Source organism: Streptococcus mitis (genome assembly GCF_905187495.1).
GTDB lineage: Bacteria > Bacillota > Bacilli > Lactobacillales > Streptococcaceae > Streptococcus > Streptococcus mitis_CU.
In genome coordinates, this window is record NZ_CAJJIB010000001.1 from 168,321 (window position 1) to 191,573 (window position 23,253).

General features: G+C 38.6%; 20 protein-coding genes and 1 riboswitch. Of the genes, 18 read left to right on the forward strand and 2 right to left on the reverse strand.

The window, feature by feature from the left end; all coding sequences use genetic code 11:
- Positions 1-122: 122 nt before the first annotated feature.
- Together JQ843_RS00835 and trkA are read right to left on the reverse strand one after the other, a co-directional pair.
- Entirely contained in the window at positions 123-1,562 is a 1,440-nt protein-coding gene (locus JQ843_RS00835; protein ID WP_203212639.1) for a TrkH family potassium uptake protein, read from the reverse strand.
- Between the two features lie 3 nt (positions 1,563-1,565).
- The gene (gene trkA, locus JQ843_RS00840; RefSeq protein ID WP_203212640.1) at positions 1,566-2,915 is read right to left on the reverse strand and encodes a Trk system potassium transporter TrkA; all 1,350 of its coding nucleotides are present in this window, start codon (positions 2,913-2,915) and stop codon (positions 1,566-1,568) included.
- A 188-nt stretch (positions 2,916-3,103) separates the two neighbouring features.
- Here trkA and JQ843_RS00845 point away from each other — a divergent pair, with 188 nt between their 5' ends.
- The 18 genes from JQ843_RS00845 (at position 3,104) to JQ843_RS00930 (ending at position 23,047) form a co-directional block, all read left to right on the forward strand.
- Complete coding sequence (locus JQ843_RS00845) at positions 3,104-3,952, forward strand: SAM hydrolase/SAM-dependent halogenase family protein (protein ID WP_001063590.1); 849 nt, start codon at positions 3,104-3,106, stop codon at positions 3,950-3,952.
- Between the two features lie 15 nt (positions 3,953-3,967).
- Complete coding sequence (locus tag JQ843_RS00850) at positions 3,968-4,513, forward strand: ECF-type riboflavin transporter substrate-binding protein (protein WP_033689391.1); 546 nt, start codon at positions 3,968-3,970, stop codon at positions 4,511-4,513.
- A gap of 283 nt (positions 4,514-4,796) precedes the next feature.
- Positions 4,797-6,479: an ABC transporter ATP-binding protein gene (locus tag JQ843_RS00855; RefSeq protein ID WP_203212641.1), complete on the forward strand. Its 1,683-nt coding sequence runs from the start codon at positions 4,797-4,799 to the stop codon at positions 6,477-6,479.
- A complete protein-coding gene (locus JQ843_RS00860; protein WP_203212642.1) occupies positions 6,464-7,294 on the forward strand; it encodes an energy-coupling factor transporter transmembrane component T family protein in 831 nt (276 codons plus the stop codon). The genes JQ843_RS00855 and JQ843_RS00860 overlap by 16 nt, the downstream gene beginning before the upstream one ends.
- Before the next feature lie 315 nt (positions 7,295-7,609).
- Complete coding sequence (locus JQ843_RS00865; RefSeq protein ID WP_203212643.1) at positions 7,610-8,122, forward strand: GNAT family N-acetyltransferase; 513 nt, start codon at positions 7,610-7,612, stop codon at positions 8,120-8,122.
- Positions 8,123-8,405: 283 nt separating this feature from the next.
- On the forward strand, positions 8,406-8,909 hold the full coding sequence (locus JQ843_RS00870) for a tRNA (cytidine(34)-2'-O)-methyltransferase (RefSeq protein ID WP_203212644.1): 504 nt from the start codon (positions 8,406-8,408) through the stop codon (positions 8,907-8,909).
- A gap of 53 nt (positions 8,910-8,962) precedes the next feature.
- Positions 8,963-9,197: riboswitch (FMN riboswitch) on the forward strand.
- A 164-nt stretch (positions 9,198-9,361) separates the two neighbouring features.
- Positions 9,362-9,925: an ECF transporter S component gene (locus tag JQ843_RS00875; protein ID WP_000185834.1), complete on the forward strand. Its 564-nt coding sequence runs from the start codon at positions 9,362-9,364 to the stop codon at positions 9,923-9,925.
- The gene (locus tag JQ843_RS00880; RefSeq protein WP_024056908.1) at positions 9,915-10,565 is read left to right on the forward strand and encodes a phosphatase PAP2 family protein; all 651 of its coding nucleotides are present in this window, start codon (positions 9,915-9,917) and stop codon (positions 10,563-10,565) included. The genes JQ843_RS00875 and JQ843_RS00880 overlap by 11 nt, the downstream gene beginning before the upstream one ends.
- 27 nt (positions 10,566-10,592) lie before the next feature.
- Complete coding sequence (locus JQ843_RS00885) at positions 10,593-11,012, forward strand: chromosome partitioning protein ParB (protein WP_000867300.1); 420 nt, start codon at positions 10,593-10,595, stop codon at positions 11,010-11,012.
- A 4-nt stretch (positions 11,013-11,016) separates the two neighbouring features.
- On the forward strand, positions 11,017-11,466 hold the full coding sequence (locus JQ843_RS00890) for a GNAT family N-acetyltransferase (protein WP_025171450.1): 450 nt from the start codon (positions 11,017-11,019) through the stop codon (positions 11,464-11,466).
- A gap of 270 nt (positions 11,467-11,736) precedes the next feature.
- Entirely contained in the window at positions 11,737-12,783 is a 1,047-nt protein-coding gene (gene pheS, locus JQ843_RS00895) for a phenylalanine--tRNA ligase subunit alpha (protein ID WP_031237702.1), read from the forward strand.
- A complete protein-coding gene (locus tag JQ843_RS00900) occupies positions 12,783-13,292 on the forward strand; it encodes a GNAT family N-acetyltransferase (RefSeq protein WP_045612288.1) in 510 nt (169 codons plus the stop codon). The genes pheS and JQ843_RS00900 overlap by 1 nt, the downstream gene beginning before the upstream one ends.
- Before the next feature lie 76 nt (positions 13,293-13,368).
- Positions 13,369-15,774: a phenylalanine--tRNA ligase subunit beta gene (gene pheT / locus JQ843_RS00905; RefSeq protein WP_203212645.1), complete on the forward strand. Its 2,406-nt coding sequence runs from the start codon at positions 13,369-13,371 to the stop codon at positions 15,772-15,774.
- Between the two features lie 234 nt (positions 15,775-16,008).
- Positions 16,009-16,902 carry an ABC transporter ATP-binding protein gene (locus JQ843_RS00910; RefSeq protein WP_000895279.1) on the forward strand — a complete coding sequence of 298 codons (894 nt, stop codon included), beginning with the start codon at positions 16,009-16,011 and terminating at the stop codon, positions 16,900-16,902.
- Positions 16,899-18,098, forward strand: coding sequence for an ABC transporter permease (locus tag JQ843_RS00915; protein WP_049500837.1), 1,200 nt, complete (start codon positions 16,899-16,901; stop codon positions 18,096-18,098). The genes JQ843_RS00910 and JQ843_RS00915 overlap by 4 nt, the downstream gene beginning before the upstream one ends.
- A 215-nt stretch (positions 18,099-18,313) precedes the next feature.
- Positions 18,314-18,760 (forward strand): 50S ribosomal protein L13, encoded by a 447-nt coding sequence (rplM, locus tag JQ843_RS00920; RefSeq protein WP_001044624.1) that lies wholly within the window; start codon positions 18,314-18,316, stop codon positions 18,758-18,760.
- An 18-nt stretch (positions 18,761-18,778) separates the two neighbouring features.
- Positions 18,779-19,171 carry a 30S ribosomal protein S9 gene (rpsI, locus tag JQ843_RS00925; protein ID WP_000075964.1) on the forward strand — a complete coding sequence of 131 codons (393 nt, stop codon included), beginning with the start codon at positions 18,779-18,781 and terminating at the stop codon, positions 19,169-19,171.
- Between the two features lie 393 nt (positions 19,172-19,564).
- Entirely contained in the window at positions 19,565-23,047 is a 3,483-nt protein-coding gene (locus JQ843_RS00930) for a hypothetical protein (protein ID WP_203212646.1), read from the forward strand.
- Positions 23,048-23,253 lie beyond the last annotated feature (206 nt).

A 23,253-nucleotide genomic window follows, 5' to 3' on the forward strand; every position in this document is an offset into this window, starting at 1 on the left:
AGACTGACAAAGTCAGTCACACATATACGGCAAGGCGAAGCTGACGTGGTTTGAATTTTATTTTCGAAGAGTATGAAAATAAAAATACCACACTTTGTAGGTTTACAAGGTGTGGTTGTATTTTATCTCTTAGACCAAGTTCTCTTCATAAAGAGAAGTAGGATTGGATAAATCTCCAAGCGCCCTGCAATCATTGCAAAGGAGAGGAGAATTTTTGAGATAGGACTAAAGATTGAGAAACTAGAAGTGGTTCCTAGAATAGGTCCGATATTATTGAAACAGCTAAAGACAGCACTGGTAACGACTAGAAAATCATTGCTATCTAGGCTGACAATAAAGATAAGGGATAGCAAAATCATAGAATAGATGACAAAGTACTTGAGAATCTTATGCTGGGTATCTTTGTCAATCACCGTTTTATTAACATGGAGGGTCAAAACACGGTGGGGCGATAGAATTGACAAAATTTGGTTTTTGGCAATTTTTGAAAGGATGAGGCCTCGAATAACCTTGAGTCCACCTGCGGTTGAACCAGCAGAACCACCGATTCCCATGAGGAAGAGAAGGATAAACTGGGAGAAGAGGGGCCAGTTGGTAATATCCCCGTAACCAAAACCAGTCGTCGTAATGATATTGGAAACTTGGAAGAAGGCCATTTCAAAACTCTTTGAAAATCCTGGATAGAGATAGAGAGTATTGAGGCTAATCAAGCCTGTAGAAAGCAGAACAATTACCAAGTAAGCTCGGAGTTCTTCATCTCCAAAGAAGGCCTTGACCCGACGGAGCATGAGGTAGTAGTAGAGATTGAAATTTATCCCAAAAACCAAAACTCCGATACTAACTAGATAGGTAATCAGTGAGCTACCATAGTGGGCGATTCCATCGTTATAGACTGTAAAACCTCCTGTACCTGCTGTTCCCATGGCAATGACAAAACTATCAAATAGGGGCATGCCAGCCAGATAATAGATGATGACAAAGAGGGAGAAGAGAGCTAGATAAAGGAGATAGAGAATCTGGGCAGTATTTTTGAGTTTGGATACAACCTTGCCAAAAACAGGGCCAGGAACCTCAGCTTTCATCACTTCTAGGTGGCTATTCTTAGCATTGTCCATAATAGCAAGTGCAAAAACAAGCACTCCCATCCCTCCAATCAAGTGGGTAAAACTTCGCCAGAAGAGGAGGGAACGACTGAGAACCGAAACGTCGTTCAGAATAGTTGCTCCAGTAGTTGTAAAGCCAGAACTGATTTCAAAAAAGGCATCGATAACGCTGGGAATTTGCTTAGCAAAAACAAAGGGGAGACCGCCAAAGAAGGACCAAAGGATCCAACAGAGGGCAACAATCAAGACTCCCTCCTTGGCATAAATCCGTTGATTTTTGGGCTTTTGTAAAATTCCTGAACCGCCTAGTAATACGAGAATCCCTATTGTTGAAAAGAGGGCCGTAAAGACTTGGCTCGATTCACGGTAATAGAGAGCGACAGACACAGGAACCAAAAGAAGAACAGCTTCAATCAAAAGTAATTTTGAAAGGAGGTAACGAATCATACTTTTATTCATTTCTTACCTCGCGATCAAGTCATAAATCTTGGTGATGTTTGGCAACAAGGTTGTTACTAGGAGCTTGTCTCCAACTTCCAACATATCCTCCCCAGTAGGGAAAATAGTCTTGCCCTTTCGAATGATGGCTGCTATAAGAACCCCTTTTTTCAGTTTTAGTTGAGAAAGAGGTTTGGCAGTCATTTTATTAGCTTCCTTGATATGGAATTGCAGGGTTTCGATTTGACCATTGGCTAGATGGTGCATGGCCTGAAGGTCTGAATACTGGGCATTAACCCGACCACGAATAAAGTGCATAATCGTATCTACAGCGATGATTTTAGGTGTGATGATACTTGAAAAATCAGGCGCATTGATAATTTCGAGGAGACTGGTACGATTGACCTTGGTGATATTTTTTTGTACACCTACCCTGTCAAGGAACATAGAGGTAATCAGATTTTCCTCATCGACCCCTGTTAGAGTCGCAACGGCATCATAGTTTTGAGCACTTTCTTCCAGCAGGATATCTTTTGCGGTACCATCTCCTTGAACGATGTAGAGGTTTGGGAATTTCTCGCTAAAGAAGCTAGCGATTTCAGGATTGATTTCAATAACCTTGGTATCGATACGACTGTCTTTGAGGATACCTAGTAGATAATAGGCAATTCTACCAGCTCCAACAATAAGAAGACTCTTCACGGCACGAGACTTGAAATAATTATGGAAGAGCATCATGTCAACACGGTTACCAGTGACAAAGATTCTATCTTTATCCTGTATGGTCATGTCACCACTTGGGATGATAATTTGATGATCTCTTTCTATCGCACAGACAATGACATTGCCGAATTTTTTCCGAAAATCAGAGATGGGCATTTGGCAAAGACCACTGGAGGATTTAACAGTGAATTCCATGAGGCTAACGCGTCCACCAAAGAAACGTTCGACAGATAGGGCGTTGGGGAAGTCAATGATATTCGCGATAGCGCGGGCAGCCAAGAGCTCAGGGTTGACGATAAGAGAAAAACCGAGAATATTCTTTTCTTTGAAATAAGAGTTAGAGTATTCAGGATTCCGCACCCGAACAATGGTTTCTTTAGCTCCCATTTTCTTAGCGAGAACGGCTGCAATCATGTTTACTTCATCGTACTCAGTCAGGGCGATAAAGATATCACAGTCCTGGACACTTGCTTGCTCAAGAATGGTGAAATCAGCTCCGTTGCCAAGGATACCCATGATATCAAAGCGATTGACAATATGATTGAGGACGGCTTCGTCTTGCTCAATCAGCAAAACATCATGCTTTTCTGCAACCAAGGAGCGACAGAGGGCAAAACCAACTTTTCCCCCTCCGACAAGGATAATTTTCATAATAAAACCTACTTTTTCATGATGTAACTATCATACCTTTTTTCAAGAAAAAATGCACCTACTAGCTAATAACAAGAGCTTTTAGTAGGAAATTTGCTATAAGGTAAAACTATACCCTAACCAATTAAAAAAGCTATTAGCACCTTTCTCTGAAATATGGTATGATAAAGGATATACAAGGAGATAAAATGAATAATAATTTACTGGTATTACAATCAGACTTTGGTCTGGTTGATGGTGCGGTATCGGCTATGATTGGAGTGGCTTTAGAAGAATCTCCAACCTTAAAAATTCATCACTTGACGCACGATATTACGCCTTATAATATTTTTGAGGGAAGTTACCGTCTCTTTCAGACTGTGGATTACTGGCCTGAGGGAACGACATTTGTATCGGTGGTCGATCCAGGTGTCGGCTCGAAACGTAAGAGTGTGGTTGCCAAGACTGCAAAAAATCAATACATTGTCACGCCAGATAATGGGACTCTTTCTTTTATCAAGAAACACGTTGGTATTGTAGCCATTCGTGAAATTTCTGAGGTAGCTAATAGACGTCAAAACACAGAGCATTCTTATACCTTCCACGGTCGTGATGTTTATGCTTATACTGGTGCTAAATTAGCCAGTGGTCACATTAGTTTTGAGGAAGTGGGGCCAGAGCTCAGTGTGGATCAGATTGTAGAGCTTCCAGTCGTAGAGACAATCATAGAAGATCATCTGGTGAAGGGAGCTATTGATATTCTGGATGTGCGTTTTGGTTCGCTTTGGACCTCTATCACGCGAGAAGAATTTTACAAGCTGGAACCAGCATTCGGTGACCGTTTTGAAGTGACTATCTATCACGCTGATATGCTGGTCTATCAAAATCAGGTTGTTTATGGCAAATCATTTGCAGATGTGAGAATTGGGCAACCCATCCTTTACATCAACTCTCTCTATCGTTTAGGTCTGGCTATCAACCAAGGTTCCTTTGCCAAGGCCTATAATGTGGGTGTCGGTTCATCTTGGACCATTGAAATAAAGAAAATAGAATCATAAAATAGGAGAATATAGATGAAAAATCAATCAATTAAACAAGTTGTTGCTATCGGTGTTGGAGCTGCGCTCTTTGTTGTCATCGGGATGATCAGTATTCCAACGCCTGTTCCAAATACAAGCATCCAGCTTCAGTATGCGGTACAGAGCCTCTTGTCTATTATTTTTGGCCCTCTAGTGGGACTACTTGTTGGTTTAATTGGGCATGCAGTGAAGGACTCTCTTGCTGGCTACGGTCTATGGTGGACTTGGATTATTGCTAGTGGTCTCTTTGGTCTAGCTGTAGGTCTCTTTAGAAAATACATTCGAGTAACACAGGGTGTTTTTGAGTTGAAGGATATTGTCTTCTTTAACCTCATTCAGATTGTTGCAAATGCTCTTGTTTGGGGTGTCTTGGCACCACTTGGAGATGTTGTGATTTATCAAGAAGCTGCAGAAAAAGTATTTGCCCAAGGGATTGTTGCGGGAATTGCTAATGCTGTAACTGTAGCTATCGCAGGTACTCTTCTCTTGCTAGCTTATTCACGTACGCAGACTCGTTCAGGAAGTTTGAAAAAGGATTAACATAAAGGCAAAGGCTGGGCAACCAGTCTTTTTCGATGTTTATAGACTAGTCAGGCAAGCAAGCTATGATAGGACTCTTTTTGACGCTAAGATTTTACGAGAAGAGACTGCAAGAAGGGCTTGATTTATGATAAAATAGAAGTCTAATACTCTGCGAAAATCTAATTCAAACCGCGTCAGCTCTATCTGCAACCTCAAAACAGTGTTTTGAGCAACCTACAGCTAGCTTCTTGGTTTGCTCTTTGATTTTCATTGAGTAGAAGAAGCGAATGAAGAGAGTAAGATGAAAGAAGCTATAATTGAGTGGAAGGATTTCTCTTTCCAGTATGAAACGCAACAAGAACCAACCTTGCAAGGAGTGGACTTGACCATTTATAAGGGAGAGAAAGTCTTAATTGTTGGGCCATCTGGGTCAGGTAAGTCGACCTTGGGTCAATGTTTGAATGGGATTATTCCCAATATTTACAAGGGTCAGATGTCTGGAGAATTTTTGATCAAGGGGCAAGCAGCCTTTGATATGAGCATCTATGATAAATCTCATCTAGTCAGCACAGTTTTGCAGGATACAGATGGGCAGTTTATCGGGTTATCCGTGGCAGAGGACTTGGCTTTTGCTCTAGAAAATGATGTAACAGCACTAGATGAGATGAAAAATCGTGTTCATAAATGGGCTGAAAAGCTGGACCTTCTTGATTTACTAGCTCAGAGACCTCAGGATTTGTCTGGTGGACAAAAGCAGCGAGTTAGTCTAGCTGGTGTCTTGATTGATGAGAGTCCGATTCTTTTGTTTGATGAGCCACTCGCCAATCTGGATCCCAAGTCAGGTCAGGATATTATCGAATTGATTGACCAGATTCATAAGGAAGAGGGGACGACGACTCTTATTATCGAGCACCGTTTGGAGGATGTTCTGCATCGCCCTGTGGATCGGATTGTCTTGATTAATGATGGTCATATCCTATTTAATGGGAGCCCTGATCAGTTACTAGCGACTGATTTATTGACATACAATGGAATTCGGGAACCCCTTTATCTAACCACTCTCCGTCAATTGGGTGTGGATTTAGTCAAGGAAGAACAATTAGCAGATCTGGATAACTTGTCTATCTCAAAAGGTCAGGTTCAGTTGCAGAATGAACTGGCAAAAGAAACCGTAGAATTGCAGTCACTCTTTAAATTAGAGGATTTGTCTTTTTCTTATGATGATAGACCGATTTTAAAATCCATTTATCTGGATATTAAAAAGGGCGAAAAGATTGCCATTGTCGGGAAAAATGGAGCAGGGAAATCAACCCTAGCCAAGGCCATAAGTAGCTTTATCCAGACTGAAGGCCGCTATCTTTGGGAAGAGCAGGATATAAAAGGAGATTCTGTTGCAGAACGGGCGGAACGAGTAGGCTATGTGCTGCAAAATCCCAATCAAATGATTTCGACCAACATGATTTTTGATGAGGTGGCTCTGGGACTTCGTTTGCGAGGTGTGGGCGAGCAGGAAATTGAAACGAGAGTTTATGAAACCTTGAAAATCTGTGGTCTCTATGAATTTCGTAATTGGCCCATTTCTGCCCTTTCGTTTGGACAGAAAAAACGTGTCACTATTGCCTCGATTTTGGTTTTAGGAGCTGAAATTATCCTCTTAGATGAACCAACTGCAGGTCAAGACCAGAAGAACTATACTGAGATTATGGAATTTCTCGAAGAGTTGCATCAAAAAGGTCATACCATTGTTATGATTACGCATGATATGCAATTGATGCTGGATTATTCAGACCGAGCTCTTGTCATGGTGGATGGGGAATTGATTGCCGATACTGATCCAGCTAGTCTGTTGAGCAATCCTGAGCTGTTAGTAAAAGCCAATCTAAAAGAAACCTCTATTTTTAACTTGGCCAAGAAACTAGACGTGGATCCACTTGCTTTAACGGCATTTTACAAAGAAAGGAGAGAAGGATGCAAGCTAAATTAATTGGTTACCAGCATAGAGATACTGTGATTCATCGCTTGTCAGGCGCTGGTAAACTCCTCTTTTTCATCCTCGTGTCATTGGCGGCCATGATTAGCTATGATACCAGACTGCTTGTTCTGATTGCTATCTTTTCTGTCTTTCTCCTCTATTTGTCAGAAATCCGTTTTAAAGATGTTTCTTTTGTGGCAGTTTTTGCGACGGTATTTGCTATTTTGAATGTCTTGATGGTCTATCTCTTTTCTCCCGAGTATGGGGTTGGACTTTACGGAGAGAGAAGTGTGATTTGGCAGGGAATCGGTGCCTACACTCTGACCAGTCAAGAGCTCTTTTATCTGCTAAATCTGGCCATTAAGTACCTTTGCACCATTCCTCTGGCTATTATCTTTTTGATGACAACCCACCCTAGTCAGTTTGCTTCCAGTTTAAATCAAATCGGTGTGCCTTACAAGATTGCCTATTCAGTCAGCCTGACCTTGCGCTATGTTCCAGATTTGCAGGAAGAATTCTTTACTATCAAGATGTCTCAGGAGGCGCGTGGGATGGAATTATCCAAGAAAGCTTCTCTTATGAAACGAATCAAAGGCAATCTGCGCATTATCACTCCCTTGATTTTTAGCTCGCTAGAACGGATTGATACCATCGCGACCGCCATGGAGCTTCGGCGCTTTGGAAAAGAGAAAAAGCGCACTTGGTATAGTTATCAGGCCTTGAAAAAAGGAGACTATCTTACCTTGCTTTTGGCAGCCTTGTTTTTAGTAGCTAGTTTACTACTTATCTTGCAAAATCACGGACGATTTTACAACCCTTGGAAATAGTATTGTCAAAGTTTTCATTAGAGAAGTAAAGAGAAATTATTCTATAACTTTTTATTGATAGATTGTATGAGAAATAAAGTTAATAATTGTATGCTTAAAACTTTTTGACAAAATATGAATTAGTTTGTCTACTTTATAGTAGAATTTACACTACAAAATCAAAGTTATTCAAATATAATCATTTTCAACTAAGTTCAGTGTCACAATGTAGAGACGATATAAAATAGTAAAAGTGCTTAATTTAAATCGTGTTAATTTCACTTTGTGTAAACATGAGAAAATTTGAATGTAGATAATGATGGGAGAGGATTTGTAATGATCAGTTTAGAGATGTTGTCGGAAGAAAATAGTTTAGACGTCTATTTTTTTGAAAAAGAGAATCGAGAGTATTTTGAACGAAATTTATCTCCTAGACCAGCTAACTATTTTGATTTAGAAGGTTTTAAAGAAATTACGAGGGAATTGTTAACGGAACAAACGAATCGGGATATCTACATGCATATTATCAGAGATTCGCAAGGCGTTATGGTCGGAAGAATTAATTTAAGTGTTTTAGAGAATAATCGAAAAACAGCAGAGATTGGGTATAGGATTGGGGAAAATGTTAGCAATTTAGGTTATGCCAGCGAAGCGGTTAAACTCGTTTTAGAAAAAGCCTTCACGACTTATGGTCTCAATAGAATCATTGCAGGAACGGCAACAGGTAATCTAGCCTCTCAGAGGGTGCTTTTAAAAAATGGCTTCATCTTTAGTAGGGTTATAGAAAATGACTTACAAATTCATAATGAGTGGCTTCATACAGCAGTATTTGAGATAACGAGGTCATAATATCATCATTCCCAGTCCACAGATAGGTATAAAAGAGTAAGCAATTTTTGCAGATATTTAAGAATTTTCTCCTAGAAACCCCAGGAAATAGCTTGAAAAAATTGAAAAAATCAAGTCGTTTCTATTGACAATGATTCTGAAAGTGTTATACTAAGAAAGTAGTTTCGCTGATTTACTTCAAACCTGTTGTGAGGTAAGTTAACGATGCCTTAACCACGCTGTTTGCTGAGCTTGACTCCGAGCAGTGTGGCTATTTTTTTGCAATGGTGAAAGGAAGCAAGTCATGACAAATCACATTGTATTATTTGAACCACAAATTCCACAAAATACAGGCAATATCGCGCGTACTTGCGCTGCGACCAATTCTCCCCTCCATATCATCAAGCCCATGGGCTTTCCTATTGACGACCGCAAGATGAAGCGAGCTGGATTGGATTATTGGGATAAGCTAGAGATTTATTTTTACGAGAATTTGGAGGATTTCATGTCTCAGATGAAGGGAAAACTCTATCTAATTTCGAAATTCGCGGAAAAAGTCTATTCTGAGGTGGATTTATCGACTGACGAAGACCATTATTTTCTCTTTGGACGTGAAGATAAGGGCTTGCCGGAGGACTTTATGCGAGAACATCCTGAGAAAGCTCTCCGTATTCCTATGAATGATGAACATGTCCGCAGTCTCAATGTGTCTAATACCGTCTGCATGATTGTCTATGAGGCTCTTCGCCAGCAGAATTTTGCAGGTCTTGAGCTTGTTCATACCTATGAAGTGGATAAATTGAAATAAAAAATGAAAATGAACAAAATGCTTGCGCTTGCAAGCGTTTTTTGTTATGATAAAAGAGTCTTCAGGGCAGGGTGTGATTCCCGACCGGCGGTGACTTTAACTAGGAAATGATCTTTTCCTTTTATACTTTGTTGACAAGCTTTGCCTAACCAGAAGTTATGCCTACAGCTTGTCGCCTAGTCTAAAAGAAAAATCTCTATTTCCTTCTCTTTAAAGAAGTCCGCGAGCGCAAGCTGATGTGGTGAGATTCCACAACCGACAGTATAGTCTGGATGGGAGAAGACGAAAGAATAGCTTTGTCTGTTCTGATAGATTTATAGCTAAACTGTAACCGCTTGCTTTAATTTTCTTTAATAGAGTAAGAGGAAAGATTTGGGATATAAAAAGTGAGAATAGATAGAGGAATCCTTTCTAACTTCTTCTGATTTTATAGAAAATTGGAGGAACCTGTTATGACAAACACACGTCGACTTTCGACCATTGCGATTTTATCAGCCATCTCATTTGTGCTGATGTACTTTGACTTTCCGCTTTTACCAGCGGCGTCCTTCCTCAAGATCGAATTTAGTATCTTGCCAGTCCTTGTGGGCTTAGTGGTCATGGATTTGCCTGCTGCTCTAGGAGTTCTCTTGCTTCGCTCACTCTTGAAACTGCTTCTTAACAGTCAGGGAGTGAATACTTACATTGGTTTGCCAATGAATATCGTAGCTTTGGGAGTTTTTGTCATCGTATTTGCTTTGATTTGGAAAAAGGAACGGACAACCCTTCGTTTCCTACTAGGCTCTCTAGCTGGGACTATTGGTTTAACCGTGGCTATGTTGGTTCTCAATTATGTTTATGCTGTTCCTTTGTACGCTAAGTTTGCTAACTTTGATATTGGAAAAATTTTGGGACTTTCCAACTACCTAATGACCATGGTATTACCTTTTAACTTGATTGAGGGTGTAATCTTTTCCGTTTCATTCTGGTTGTTGTATGTTCTCTTGAAACCAACCTTAAAACATTATGAGAGATAAACAAACATTTTTAATGAAGGGCAGTTTTGCCCTTTTACTTTTCGTTATTCTTGGCTACATGGTCAAATTTTACCCTGAAACGCTGGTCGGTTTTGACCAACCGATACAGACTGCCGTTCGAGGAGACTTGCCAGATTACTTGACTATTCTTTTTAGGGCCATCACACGCTTGATTGATATTCCAGTGATTATCACTTGGGTTGTCATTACAGCTTTTGTCTTTTATCGTAAGCGGTGGAAGGTAGAAAGTTTCTTCATGCTGGGAAATCTGGCTTTGGCAGGTCTTTTAATCGTGACCTTTAAAAATATTTACCAGCGCCCACGACCAGCTATTTTACACTTGGTTGAGGAGAAGGGATTTTCCTTTCCAAGTGGCCATTCTCTGGCTGTAACCTTGATGGTCGGTTCTCTGATTATCATTCTCAGTCAACGGATGAAAAATCCAGTCTGGAGAAAAATCGTACAAATCGTCCTTGGTCTCTACCTAGTCAGTGTGCTGGTATCAAGGGTCTATCTGGGAGTTCACTATCCATCAGATGTCCTTGCCAGTCTCTGTGTGGGCTTGGGAGTCCTGTTTATCGAGTTTCCCTTCTATGACAAGCTCCGATTCCAATGGCGATTTAAAGGCAAGCAGAAGTGAGTATCAAATTCCTTTGAGGAGAAAGAAATGAAAGTCAATATAGCAGATCTTCATCCGACTCAACTATACTTATCAGAAAAGAAGTTGCAAGATATTCAGATGCTTTACCAGTCGGCAGAAACAATCCAAGTCGATCCAATCAGTATTCTTGCCTTTGGAAATTGCTTGTTGATTACAGATGGACATCACAGGGCTTATCAGGCTTTATTGGCAGGTCGGGATACGATTTCTGCTGAGTGGGATAGAGATGGTGGTGATGAACTATATCATCTCTATGCGCAAGCTTGTGAGGAAAGAATGATTTACTCTGTTCTGGATTTAAAAAATCATATCTTAGCTCAAGATGAGTATGAAGCAAAATGGTATAACTGGTGTGATGGTTTTAATCAAGCAGCAACTATTTTGTGGAAAAGGAAAGCAGATGAAACGGATTTTACAAATAGATAATGCACTGCGTCTTGTTCCTTATTATAAGGTCAATCATTGTGAAGAAGCTTTTGCTTGGTATCAGGATGTGAACTTAGTTCACCTCGTAGATGGTGTGAAGAAACCTTATAGTCAAGAAACTTTGGAAGCTATGTATTCCCATTTGGATCAGCATGGTGAACTTTTTTGGATTGAAGTCAAGGAGAAGGGAGAATGGTTTCCAATTGGGGATGTTACACTATCTCAGGATAATCTCCCCATTGTGATTGGGAATTCCGCTTACCAACATCGAGGACTTGGAAAAAAGATTCTAAGTGCTTTGATTGAATTGGCTCGAGTAAAAGGATGGAAAGAATTGAGAGTCAAGGAAATCTACACCTACAATCATGCTTCTAGGAGGTGTTTCAAGTCGCTTGGATTTGTGGAAAATGGAGCAACAGAAAAAGGAATGAGTTTTGTATTGAAATTAATCTAATCTAACTTGTTTTTTAACTCAAAATCTGATAAACTATGTAGTAATTGAATAGAAATCTGCAAGACTAGTAACTCAAGGGAAGTATATCAGGGAGGAGAGCCGTGACTGCAAGCTCTCTATATGAAAGCTGGGTGAATTCACTTGTGCATGGATTTAGAAATGAAGGTCTGACTTGTCAGATAAAAACGGATGGTACCGCGTGTCAACGCTCCGAGTGGAGTTTTTGGCATGTGGTTTTCTTTTTATCTACGAGAGACTGATGGAGGAATTATGTCAACTATTGAAGAACAATTAAAAGCGCTTCGTGAAGAAACGCTGGCTAGCTTGAAGCAGATTACTGCTGAAAATAAAAAAGAGATGCAAGATTTGCGTGTTTCTGTCCTTGGGAAAAAGGGTTCACTTACTGAAATCCTCAAAGGGATGAAAGATGTCTCTGCTGAGATGCGTCCGATTATCGGGAAACACGTCAATGAAGCTCGTGATGTCTTGACAGCAGCCTTTGAAGAAACAGCTAAACTATTGGAAGAAAAGAAAGTCGCAGCTCAACTGGCTAGCGAGAGTATCGATGTGACACTTCCAGGTCGCCCTGTTGCGACGGGTCACCGCCACGTTTTGACACAAACCAGTGAAGAAATCGAAGATATTTTCATTGGTATGGGTTACCAAGTCGTGGATGGTTTTGAAGTGGAGCAAGACTACTATAACTTTGAGCGTATGAACCTTCCCAAAGACCACCCAGCTCGCGATATGCAGGATACTTTCTATATCACTGAAGAAATCTTGCTCCGTACCCACACGTCTCCAGTTCAGGCGCGTGCTATGGATGCCCATGATTTTTCTAAAGGTCCTTTGAAGATGATCTCGCCAGGGCGTGTGTTCCGTCGTGATACGGACGATGCGACTCACAGTCACCAGTTCCACCAAATCGAAGGCTTGGTTGTTGGGAAGAACATTTCTATGGCAGATCTTCAAGGAACCCTGCAGTTGATTGTCCAAAAAATGTTCGGTGAAGAGCGTCAAATCCGTCTGCGTCCATCCTACTTCCCATTCACAGAGCCATCTGTTGAGGTGGATGTTTCTTGCTTCAAGTGTGGTGGAGAAGGCTGTAACGTATGTAAGAAAACAGGTTGGATCGAAATTATGGGGGCCGGTATGGTTCACCCACGTGTCCTTGAAATGAGTGGTATCGATGCGACAGTTTACTCTGGATTTGCCTTTGGTCTTGGTCAAGAGCGTGTAGCTATGCTCCGTTACGGAATCAACGATATCCGTGGATTCTACCAAGGAGATGTCCGCTTCTCAGAACAGTTTAAATAATGATTAGAAAAGTAGAAAAGGCAGATGTTGGGGTGTTGTCCAAAATTGCCAAACAAACCTTTAGTGAAACATTTGCTCATGATAATACGGAAGAGCAGTTACAGGAATACTTTGAAGAGTCTTATAGTCTGAGAGTTTTGTCAACTGAGTTGGAAAATCCAGAATCCGAAACCTATTTCATTATGCATGAAGAGGAGATAGCTGGTTTTCTCAAAGTCAACTGGGGAAGTGCTCAGACTGAGAGAGAATTAGAGGATGCTTTTGAAATTCAACGCCTCTATGTGCTACAAAAATTCCAAGGATTTGGATTCGGTAAGCAACTGTTTGAATTCGCTCTGGAACTTGCCGAAAAAAATGGTTTTTCCTGGGCTTGGCTAGGTGTTTGGGAGCATAATACAAAAGCTCAAGCGTTTTATAATCGATATGGTTTTGAAAAATTTAGCCAACATCATTTTATGGTTGGTCAAAAAGTAGATACAGATTGGTTACTGAAAAAGAAATTAAGGTAAGAAGAGGATTCTTCTATTGAAATGATAGGAAAGGAAAAGAACCAGAGTGGCAACTGTCATTCTGGAAAACTAAATTATGCTTGTATCTTATAAATGGTTAAAAGAATTGGTGGACATTGATGTGCCATCACAAGAGTTGGCTGAAAAAATGTCAACTACAGGGATCGAGGTAGAAGGTGTCGAATCACCTGCTGCTGGTCTCTCAAAAATTGTCGTCGGTGAGGTCTTGTCTTGCGAAGATGTGCCAGAAACTCACCTCCATGTTTGTCAGGTTAACGTTGGCGAAGAAGAAGCCCGTCAAATCGTCTGTGGTGCACCGAATGTGCGTGCTGGTATCAAGGTTATGGTGGCTCTTCCAGGAGCTCGTATCGCTGACAATTACAAAATCAAAAAAGGAAAAATCCGTGGTTTAGAGTCACTTGGAATGATCTGTTCGCTTGGTGAACTGGGAATTTCTGACTCAGTTGTACCTAAGGAATTTGCAGATGGCATCCAAATCTTGCCAGAAAATGCCGTTCCAGGTGAGGAAGTCTTCTCATATCTAGACTTGGATGATGAAATCATCGAACTTTCTATCACACCCAATCGTGCGGATGCCCTTTCTATGCGTGGAGTGGCTCACGAAGTAGCAGCTATCTATGATAAGGCAGTCAACTTTAAAGAATTTACTCTTTCAGAAACTGACCAAGCTGCAGCAGATGCTCTTTCTGTGGGTATTGAGACAGACAAGGCGCCTTACTATGCAGCTCGTATCTTGGACAATGTGACCATCGCACCAAGTCCACAATGGTTGCAAAATCTTCTTATGAATGAAGGAATCCGTCCAATCAATAATGTAGTGGACGTGACCAACTACATCCTTCTCTACTTTGGTCAACCAATGCACGCCTTTGACTTGGATACCTTTGAAGGGAGTGACATCCGTGTACGTGAAGCGCGTGCTGGTGAAAAATTGGTGACCTTGGATGGTGAAGAACGTGACTTGGACGTGAATGACCTAGTCATCACTGTCGCAGACAAACCAGTAGCTCTTGCAGGTGTCATGGGTGGACAAACTACAGAAATCTCTGAAAAGTCTAGTCGTGTTGTCCTTGAAGCGGCAGTATTCAATGGCAAATCTATCCGTAAGACAAGCGGTCGTCTCAACCTTCGTTCTGAGTCATCTTCTCGCTTTGAAAAAGGTATCAATGTGGCAACTGTTAACGAAGCTCTTGATGCGGCAGCTAGCATGATTGCAGAGCTTGCAGGTGCGACGGTGCGTAAAGGTATCGTTTCAGCGGGCGAACTTGATACTTCTGATGTGGAAGTTTCTTCAACTCTTGCTGATGTTAACCGTGTCCTCGGAACTGAGCTTTCATACGCTGATGTAGAAGACGTCTTCCGTCGTCTTGGCTTTGGTCTTTCTGGCAATGCAGACAGCTTTACAGTCAGCGTCCCACGTCGTCGCTGGGATATCACTATCGAGGCAGACCTCTTTGAAGAAATCGCTCGTATCTATGGCTATGACCGCTTGCCAACTAGTCTTCCAAAAGATGATGGAACAGCTGGTGAATTGACTGCGACACAAAAACTCCGCCGTCAAGTTCGTACCATTGCTGAAGGGGCAGGTTTGACAGAAATCATCACCTACGCTCTGACAACGCCTGAAAAAGCAGTTGAGTTTACGGCTCAACCAAGTAACCTTACTGAACTCATGTGGCCAATGACAGTGGACCGTTCTGTCCTCCGTCAAAATATGATCTCAGGTATTCTTGATACTGTTGCCTACAACGTGGCTCGTAAGAACAAAAACTTGGCCCTTTACGAGATCGGAAAAGTCTTTGAACAAACAGGCAATCCAAAAGAAGAACTTCCAAATGAGATTAATAGCTTTGCCTTTGCCTTGACAGGCTTGGTTGCTGAAAAAGATTTCCAAACAGCAGCAGTTCCAGTTGATTTCTTCTATGCTAAAGGAATCCTTGAGGCCCTCTTTGCTCGTTTGGGCCTCCAAGTAACCTATACGGCAACATCTGAAATCGCTAGCCTCCACCCAGGACGTACAGCTATGATTTTACTCGGTGACCAAGTTCTTGGTTTCCTTGGCCAAGTGCATCCAGTCACTGCTAAGGCTTACGATATTCCAGAAACGTATGTAGCTGAGCTCAACCTTTCAGCAATCGAAGTGGTCCTTCAACCTGCTACTCCATTTGTGGAAATCACCAAATTCCCAGCAGTTAGCCGTGACGTTGCCCTTCTCCTTAAGGCAGAAGTGACTCACCAAGAAGTTGTGGACGCTATCCAAGCTGCCGGCGTGAAACGTTTGACAGATATCAAACTCTTTGACGTCTTCTCAGGTGAAAAATTGGGACTTGGTATGAAGTCAATGGCCTATAGCTTGACCTTCCAAAATCCAGAAGACAGCTTAACGGACGAAGAAGTCGCACGCTACATGGAAAAAATCCAAGCGTCTCTTGAAGAAAAAGTCAATGCAGAAATGCGTTAACTTATCAATCCATCCTTCGGGGTGGATTTTTGCTTTTCAAATAACAATTCAGGATCAAAAATAGACAGTTGAGGAACAGAGAAGATAAATTGGAGTTTACCAGTGTATAATGTATTCATAACTCAAAGTACCCTAAGATTTTTTACTAAAATGAGGATGATAAAATGGACAAAAATCATTGTAAAGGCTATCAAAAAGGAGTATAATGAGTGCAAGACATTTCGGAGGTGAAAGATGCTAGAAGTAAGAAGTCTAGAGAAAAGTTTTGGACCCAAGCAAGTTTTGTTTGGTATTGACTTTCAAGCGCGACCAGGTCGTATTTTGGGATTAGTCGGGAAAAACGGTGCTGGGAAAACAACGATTTTCCACAGTATTTTGAAGTTTTTAGAATATCAAGGAGAAATTAGTCTGGATGGTCAGGATATTCGTCAGGAGACCTACGCTCGGATTGGCTATCTACCTGAAGAACGCAGTCTCATGCCTAAATTGACAGTCCTTGAACAAGTTCGTTATTTGGCGACTCTAAAGGGCATGGATGCTAAGGAAATCAAGGAAAAACTCCCTCAATGGATGAAGAGGTTGGAAGTGAAAGGGAAGCTGACAGATAAAATCAAGAGTCTGTCAAAAGGAAATCAACAGAAGATTCAGCTCATCATTACTCTGATTCATGAACCAGACTTGATTATCTTGGATGAGCCTTTCAGTGGATTGGACCCAGTCAATACAGAATTGCTCAAGCAAGTCATTTTTCAAGAAAAAGAACGTGGGGCAACCATTATCTTTTCTGATCATGTCATGACCAATGTCGAGGAACTTTGTGATGATATTTTGATGATTCGAGATGGTCGTGTGGTCTTGCATGGACCAGTTCAGGATGTCCGCAACCAATACGGGAAAACGCGTCTCTTTGTTTCAAGTGAACGAAGCAAGGAAGAATTGGAAAAACTTCCTCATGTCAAACAGGTGAGCTTGACCAAGCAAGGCAGTTGGAAATTGATCTTAGAGGATGAGAGTGCTGGAAGGGAACTTTTCCCAATCTTGACTCAAGGGCAATATATCGCAACCTTTGACCAGCAAGCGCCAACAATCGATGAAATCTTTAAACTAGAATCAGGGGTGGAAGTATGAGAAATATGTGGGTTGTAATCAAGGAAACCTATCTTCGACATGTCAAATCGTGGAGTTTCTTCTTTATGGTGATTTCGCCGTTCCTCTTTTTAGCCTTATCTGTAGGAATTGGTTATCTCCAAGGGTCTTCTATGGCCAAGAATAGTAAGATAGCAGTAGTAACAACTGTGCCATCTGTGGAAGATGGGCTCAAGGGTAGCAATGGTCTCAATTTTGATTATCAGGATGAAGCCAGTGCCCAAGCTGCTATCAAAGATGAGAAAATCAAGGGATACCTAACCATTGACCAAGAGGACAGTGTCCTCAAGGCCGTCTATCATGGTGAAACTTCTCTTGAAACAGGCATCAAGCTAGCAGTAACCAATAAGCTCAACGAACTGCAATACCAACTCAATCGTTCGGCAGCCAATTTGTCACAAGAACAGGAAAAACGCTTGGAACAAACAGTTAACTTTACGGAGAAAATTGATGAATCCAAGGAAAATAAAAAAATGATTCAAACCTTTGCGGCCGCAGGGCTTGGTTTCTTCCTTTATATGATTTTGATTACCTATGCTAGTGTCACTGCTCAGGAAGTGGCTAGCGAGAAAGGAACCAAAATTATGGAGGTGGTCTTCTCTAGTATCCGAGCTAGTCATTATTTCTACGCTCGCATGCTAGCTCTGCTTCTTGTGATTTTGACCCATATTGGCATTTACGTCGTGGGTGGACTTGCTGCCATTCTTCTCTTTAAAGACCTACCAATCTTGGCACAATCTGGTATTTTAAACCATATAGGAGAGGCTTTCTCGCTCAACACCTTATTGTTTGTCTTGGTTAGCCTCTTTATGTACGTTGTTTTAGCAGCCTTCCTAGGTTCTATGGTTTCTCGTCCTGAGGACTCAGGAAAAGCCTTGTCGCCTTTGATGATTTTGATTATAGGTGGTTTTTTTGGAGTGACAGCTCTAGGTGCAGCTGGTGACAATCTCATCTTGAAGATTGGTTCATATATTCCCTTTATTTCGACTTTCTTCATGCCGTTTAGAGCTATTAATGGTTATGCAAATGGATTAGAAGCTTGGATTTCGCTTGCTATTACGATTGCTTTTGCAGTAACGGCAACAGTCTTTATCGGACGTATGTATGCTAGCCTCGTTCTGCAAACAGATGATTTAGGTCCTTGGAAAACCTTTAAACGTGCCTTATCTTATAAATAGAAGAGCCTCGCGAAAGCGAGGTTTTTTAGAGATAAAAAGAGTGGAATTCAGAAAAATATTTTTCATATCTATTGACTTTTAGGGGTGAAATTTGGTATTATAGTAGGCGGTATTGTTTACCCCATTTGAAAGGCCCCGGAACCTTCCAAATACTTTTCGATGGGAAGGAACACCCATCACCGTAAACAAAAATCGAACTATATATAGGAGAAATCATGAACAAAACAACATTTATGGCTAAACCAGGCCAAGTTGAACGTAAATGGTACGTAGTTGACGCAACTGATGTGCCACTTGGACGTCTTTCTGCAGTAGTTGCTAGCGTACTTCGCGGAAAGAACAAACCAACATTTACACCACACACTGATACAGGTGACTTTGTGATTGTTATCAATGCTGAAAAAGTTAAATTGACTGGTAAAAAAGCAACTGATAAAATCTACTACACTCACTCAAACCACCCAGGTGGATTGAAACAAATCTCTGCAGGTGAACTTCGTTCTAAAAATGCAGTACGTTTGATCGAGAAATCAGTTAAAGGTATGCTTCCACACAATACACTTGGACGCGCTCAAGGTATGAAGTTGAAAGTATTTGTTGGAGCTGAGCACACTCACGCTGCACAACAACCAGAAGTTCTTGATATTTCAGGACTTATCTAAGGAAAGGAACAATAAAGTATGTCACAAGCACAATATGCAGGTACTGGACGTCGTAAAAACGCTGTTGCACGCGTTCGCCTTGTTCCAGGAACTGGTAAAATCACTGTTAACAAAAAAGATGTTGAAGAGTACATCCCACACGCTGACCTTCGTCTTGTAATCAACCAACCATTCGCAGTTACTTCAACTGCAGGTTCATACGACGTTTTCGTTAACGTTGTAGGTGGTGGATATGCAGGTCAATCAGGAGCTATCCGTCACGGTATCGCTCGTGCCCTTCTTCAAGTAGACCCAGACTTCCGCGATTCATTGAAACGCGCAGGACTTCTTACACGTGACTCACGTAAAGTTGAACGTAAGAAACCAGGTCTTAAGAAAGCTCGTAAAGCATCACAATTCTCAAAACGTTAATCAAAACGATTATATCAACGTTTACAGACATTCAAGAATTTTCTCTTGGATGTCTTTTTTTATCTGAAAATCAGGAATTTCTCTGAAAATTTCCCTGAGATTCCCTGAATTCGTTTGAACATCTATAAAAGTAGATTTCTAGATTATCTGAGCTATTTAATGATTTTTATTGATATTGATGAGTAATTTTATTATTTTCCTCACTATAAATTATATTCTGACAAATATGCTATAATATAAGACTAAATTGTTTATAAGTATTTCCTCTAGATTTACTTTAGTTTGAGACCTATTATAAATAAAAATCAATTTATTTTCATAACAATAAATGATATAATAATAGTACTATATTTAGATTTAAAATCTATACAAAGAGAATATGAGGAAAGTCAAATGAGTAACTCTTTTTTATTAGAATATGATCTTGAATCTTTGTCTAAAGCTATTTATTCTATTACTTCATGGTTTCCAAATAGGAGATTTTTAGGAATAGTAGATAAATTGAATAGTGATTTTATTGATAATGAAAGTAGGATTTTAGGGACCATTAAAATTGATTCATATGTCAAGTATGTAGATTTTTATAAAAAAGTAATTGATAATTATATACCTGAATACCCAAAAGAAGATTTTCCTATTGATACTGGAAATGTAAGATTCTATTCAAATGATAGATTTCATAAAATATTTATAGGAAATGGCAATGAAGATACTTATGAAACTTCCTTTGTAATAGAATCTTTAGTGCAGGATTTTAAGCAATTCAAAGAAATATGGTATGAGATACTTGAATATGAAGATTTAATTATTTCATCCTTAGAACCATTTAAAAGTGAGTTTACTCAAGAAAACTTTGAATGTCCACCTGAGAGTTATTTTAATTTCATTTATCATAATTATGAGCTTTTTTATGATAATAAACTTGCTCAGTATTTCAAATCATTCAAAAGTGCTAATACTGAGTTATATTCATTATTTACTCCTGTTAATAACTTCCCCATATTTTTGCCGGTTATGAAAGATTGCTTTATGGAGAAAATAGAAAGTGAAATAGAGGAATCAAAATTTGAAGAATTTGTTTGGTTAAGTTTCTGGAGAAGACTAAATTGTAATTTTACAAAATTCTTTGAACGAGAAGGAAATTCATTTTATAATCTGTGGTTAATCAACAAAGAGGCTAAAGAAAAGATTGATTTTAAAAATACATTAGCATTTTTAAATGAAGATAGATTAATTGTTTTAGAGCCAAGTCAAAATAAAATTTCAGATCACTTAAAAAAAGGAATTATTGATAATACTTACCAGATAGCAGGTCTTTGTCAAGATGGAGAAGTTAGAGGATTTGAGTTTAAGTCCCAGAGCAATATTATTTTTGTTGGAGTTGACACCAAGAGTATATCTCCAAATATCACTAAAACATTCCTATTTGGAGATGATGATGAATATGAATTAAATGCAAGTAGTATTATAGGAATAATTAACAATGCGAATTCAATAAAAGAAATTGTTGATTTTTTTATAGCTTATAACAATAATCAAGATAGAATTATGTCTTTCTCCAATGGAGATGCTTTATTTCGAATGTGGCAATCGTCAAATCAGATGATTAATGATGGAGCTTTGAATGTAACTATGTCTTTCTTACCCTATGAAAGTGTTCATTCTAATATGGAAACGTTTGATAAAATGGTGTTAAACTATCCATTTGAAATAGGGGGAGAGTTTTATAATATTCATGGTTGGAAAATAGTTGATAGGGAACAAACTGATTTATCACTTATTTCAAAAGCTCATCTTGGATCAATTGATATATTTTCAGAGAATCATAAAAAAATTATATATCGGGAGTTACATTTTATTTTAGAAGATATAAATATCTATGATTATGAACAAATAAAATCTTTTAACGAAATTGTTTTAAATGCTTTATATCATAATAAAGAAGCAATTTTATCAAACTATGAAAAAGAAACTATGGAGATTAATTTAGTATCTAAGTCTGTTCTTGATAGAAATGCTAATTCTAGATGTCCGATACAAGAAACAAACTATTTTAATAAAATAGTTTTTGTTAAAAATTCCAAATATCAGATAACTTTATTAGCTCCTAGATGGAATAAAATATTCGCTGATAATCTTTCCAAATCAACATTGGAATTTGAAAATACAATTCTAATAAATTTACTAGACGGTTTCCTTTTTAAGGATAGAGTTTTGTTGTTTGAAAAAATTAAAGAAACAGACAATGAGAAACGAACGTCAAGCTTATTTGAAGTTAGGGTTGAATATTTTATTCAGCCTCATTTAGAATTCTCAGTTCCTAAAAACTATTCTTTTAAAAGAGTCAGGAAAAGTATTGCTAACATCATTAAAGAACTTGGATTAGAGTCAGGTATATATTGTGAATCAGACATAGTTGCTATCGTAAGATGTTTTAGAAATAAAATACGCGAAGACTTAGTTTCTATGATGTCATTGTATAATCAGTATGACTTGATACTTAAACTACAAAATATATTATCTTTAATTATTTTTAATATTGATATCCATCGCAGAAGATTAACTACCTTTTCAGATAACGGAAATCTTCAAACTGTTAAATTAAATAAATTTCGAGAACAAACGATTGGTTTACGTGAAGAGGCCCGTGTTTATAAACCAATATTAGAATATCTTATTGAAGAAAATTTAGTAACAGAAAGGGATGATGATGCATTAATTCCAAGTGATGATATTGTTGATGAATTGATTGCTTATGGGAAATACATATTAGATTTTCAACTTCTTTCTGATGCCTATTCGTATGGTGCTAGCAATTGGTTTCAGTTAGAGATTGAAGATAATTATGTTGTAGATATTTCAGAAACTGAAAAGTACTTACAATTTGTTGATGAGATGATAGAAATCAAGTATAAATATGGTGAATACGCAAGTAGAGATAAGGAAATTGACAATGATAAAATTGGTCTGGTTAAGAAATCGTTCTTTCAAGATACGAAAGTTGATTTTGATTCTTTTATTTGTTTCCTCTCAATATTTTCAAGTAATAGTCATATTTTAAAATTAAAAAATCAAAAATTATTGACTGTAAAAGGAAATGTTGTAACAGGTAAAATAGAAGATTTGGCTAAATATTTTGAAGAGAATTCGGACTATTCAATTGAAATCTTCTATGGTGTTTTGAAATTCTTAGTTATAGAAAAGAAGAAAATTACTACTAATGGAATAATTCCAATATGGGAGAAAAAGAAAAGAGATAATAAATTTTCTGCTAAACCTATTATTGTTAATCATAATAGCATTATTTTTTCACCTATTATTCTTGATAGATTGGCAAAAGATTGGACAGAGGGAATGATGAACTTCATTTTACCATATGATATTGGTATGCAAAATACGCTAAATACAATAAATAGTTGGAAAAAATTTTACGAGCAACAGATAGTCCAAAATCTTAAGGACTTATTTAAAGATAATAGGTACGTTACTCATATTGATCAAGAATTATATAAATTAGATATTAAAGGAAATCATCCTAGAAATTTAGGAGATTACGACCTAATTGTGATAGATAATAAGCTGAAAGAAATAGTATTATTTGAAGTTAAATATATGCGTTTAAGTCAGACTATGAAAGATAGTATGGGTGATCAAAAAGAATACTTTTTTGGGGGAAAGGCCAAAGGACTAAAGTTCAAACGACGAGTAGAGTATTTTGAAGAGAATCTAGATGTAATTTGTAGAAATATCGGATTAGAAGAGAGATACTCATTAAAATCATATTTCATTACAAATAAACTAATAAAATCAAACTTTGTGGAATTTCCATTTGAAATTATTAGTTTTAATGAATTTAAATCTCTCAATAATAATTGAATTTCTTTATAAAATTTGAACAGGTTATCAAAGTATTCATTTTCTAAAATTGATAAAAGAGATTTTGTATATATTAACTTATAAATTTATTTCTCACAAAATGTAGTCATTTGGTTGATTTTTACAGTAACACATCGAAATTCTAAATTTCAAAAATCACTTTAAATCAATATTTTTCGTCATAACTGACGAGTAGTGAATATCTG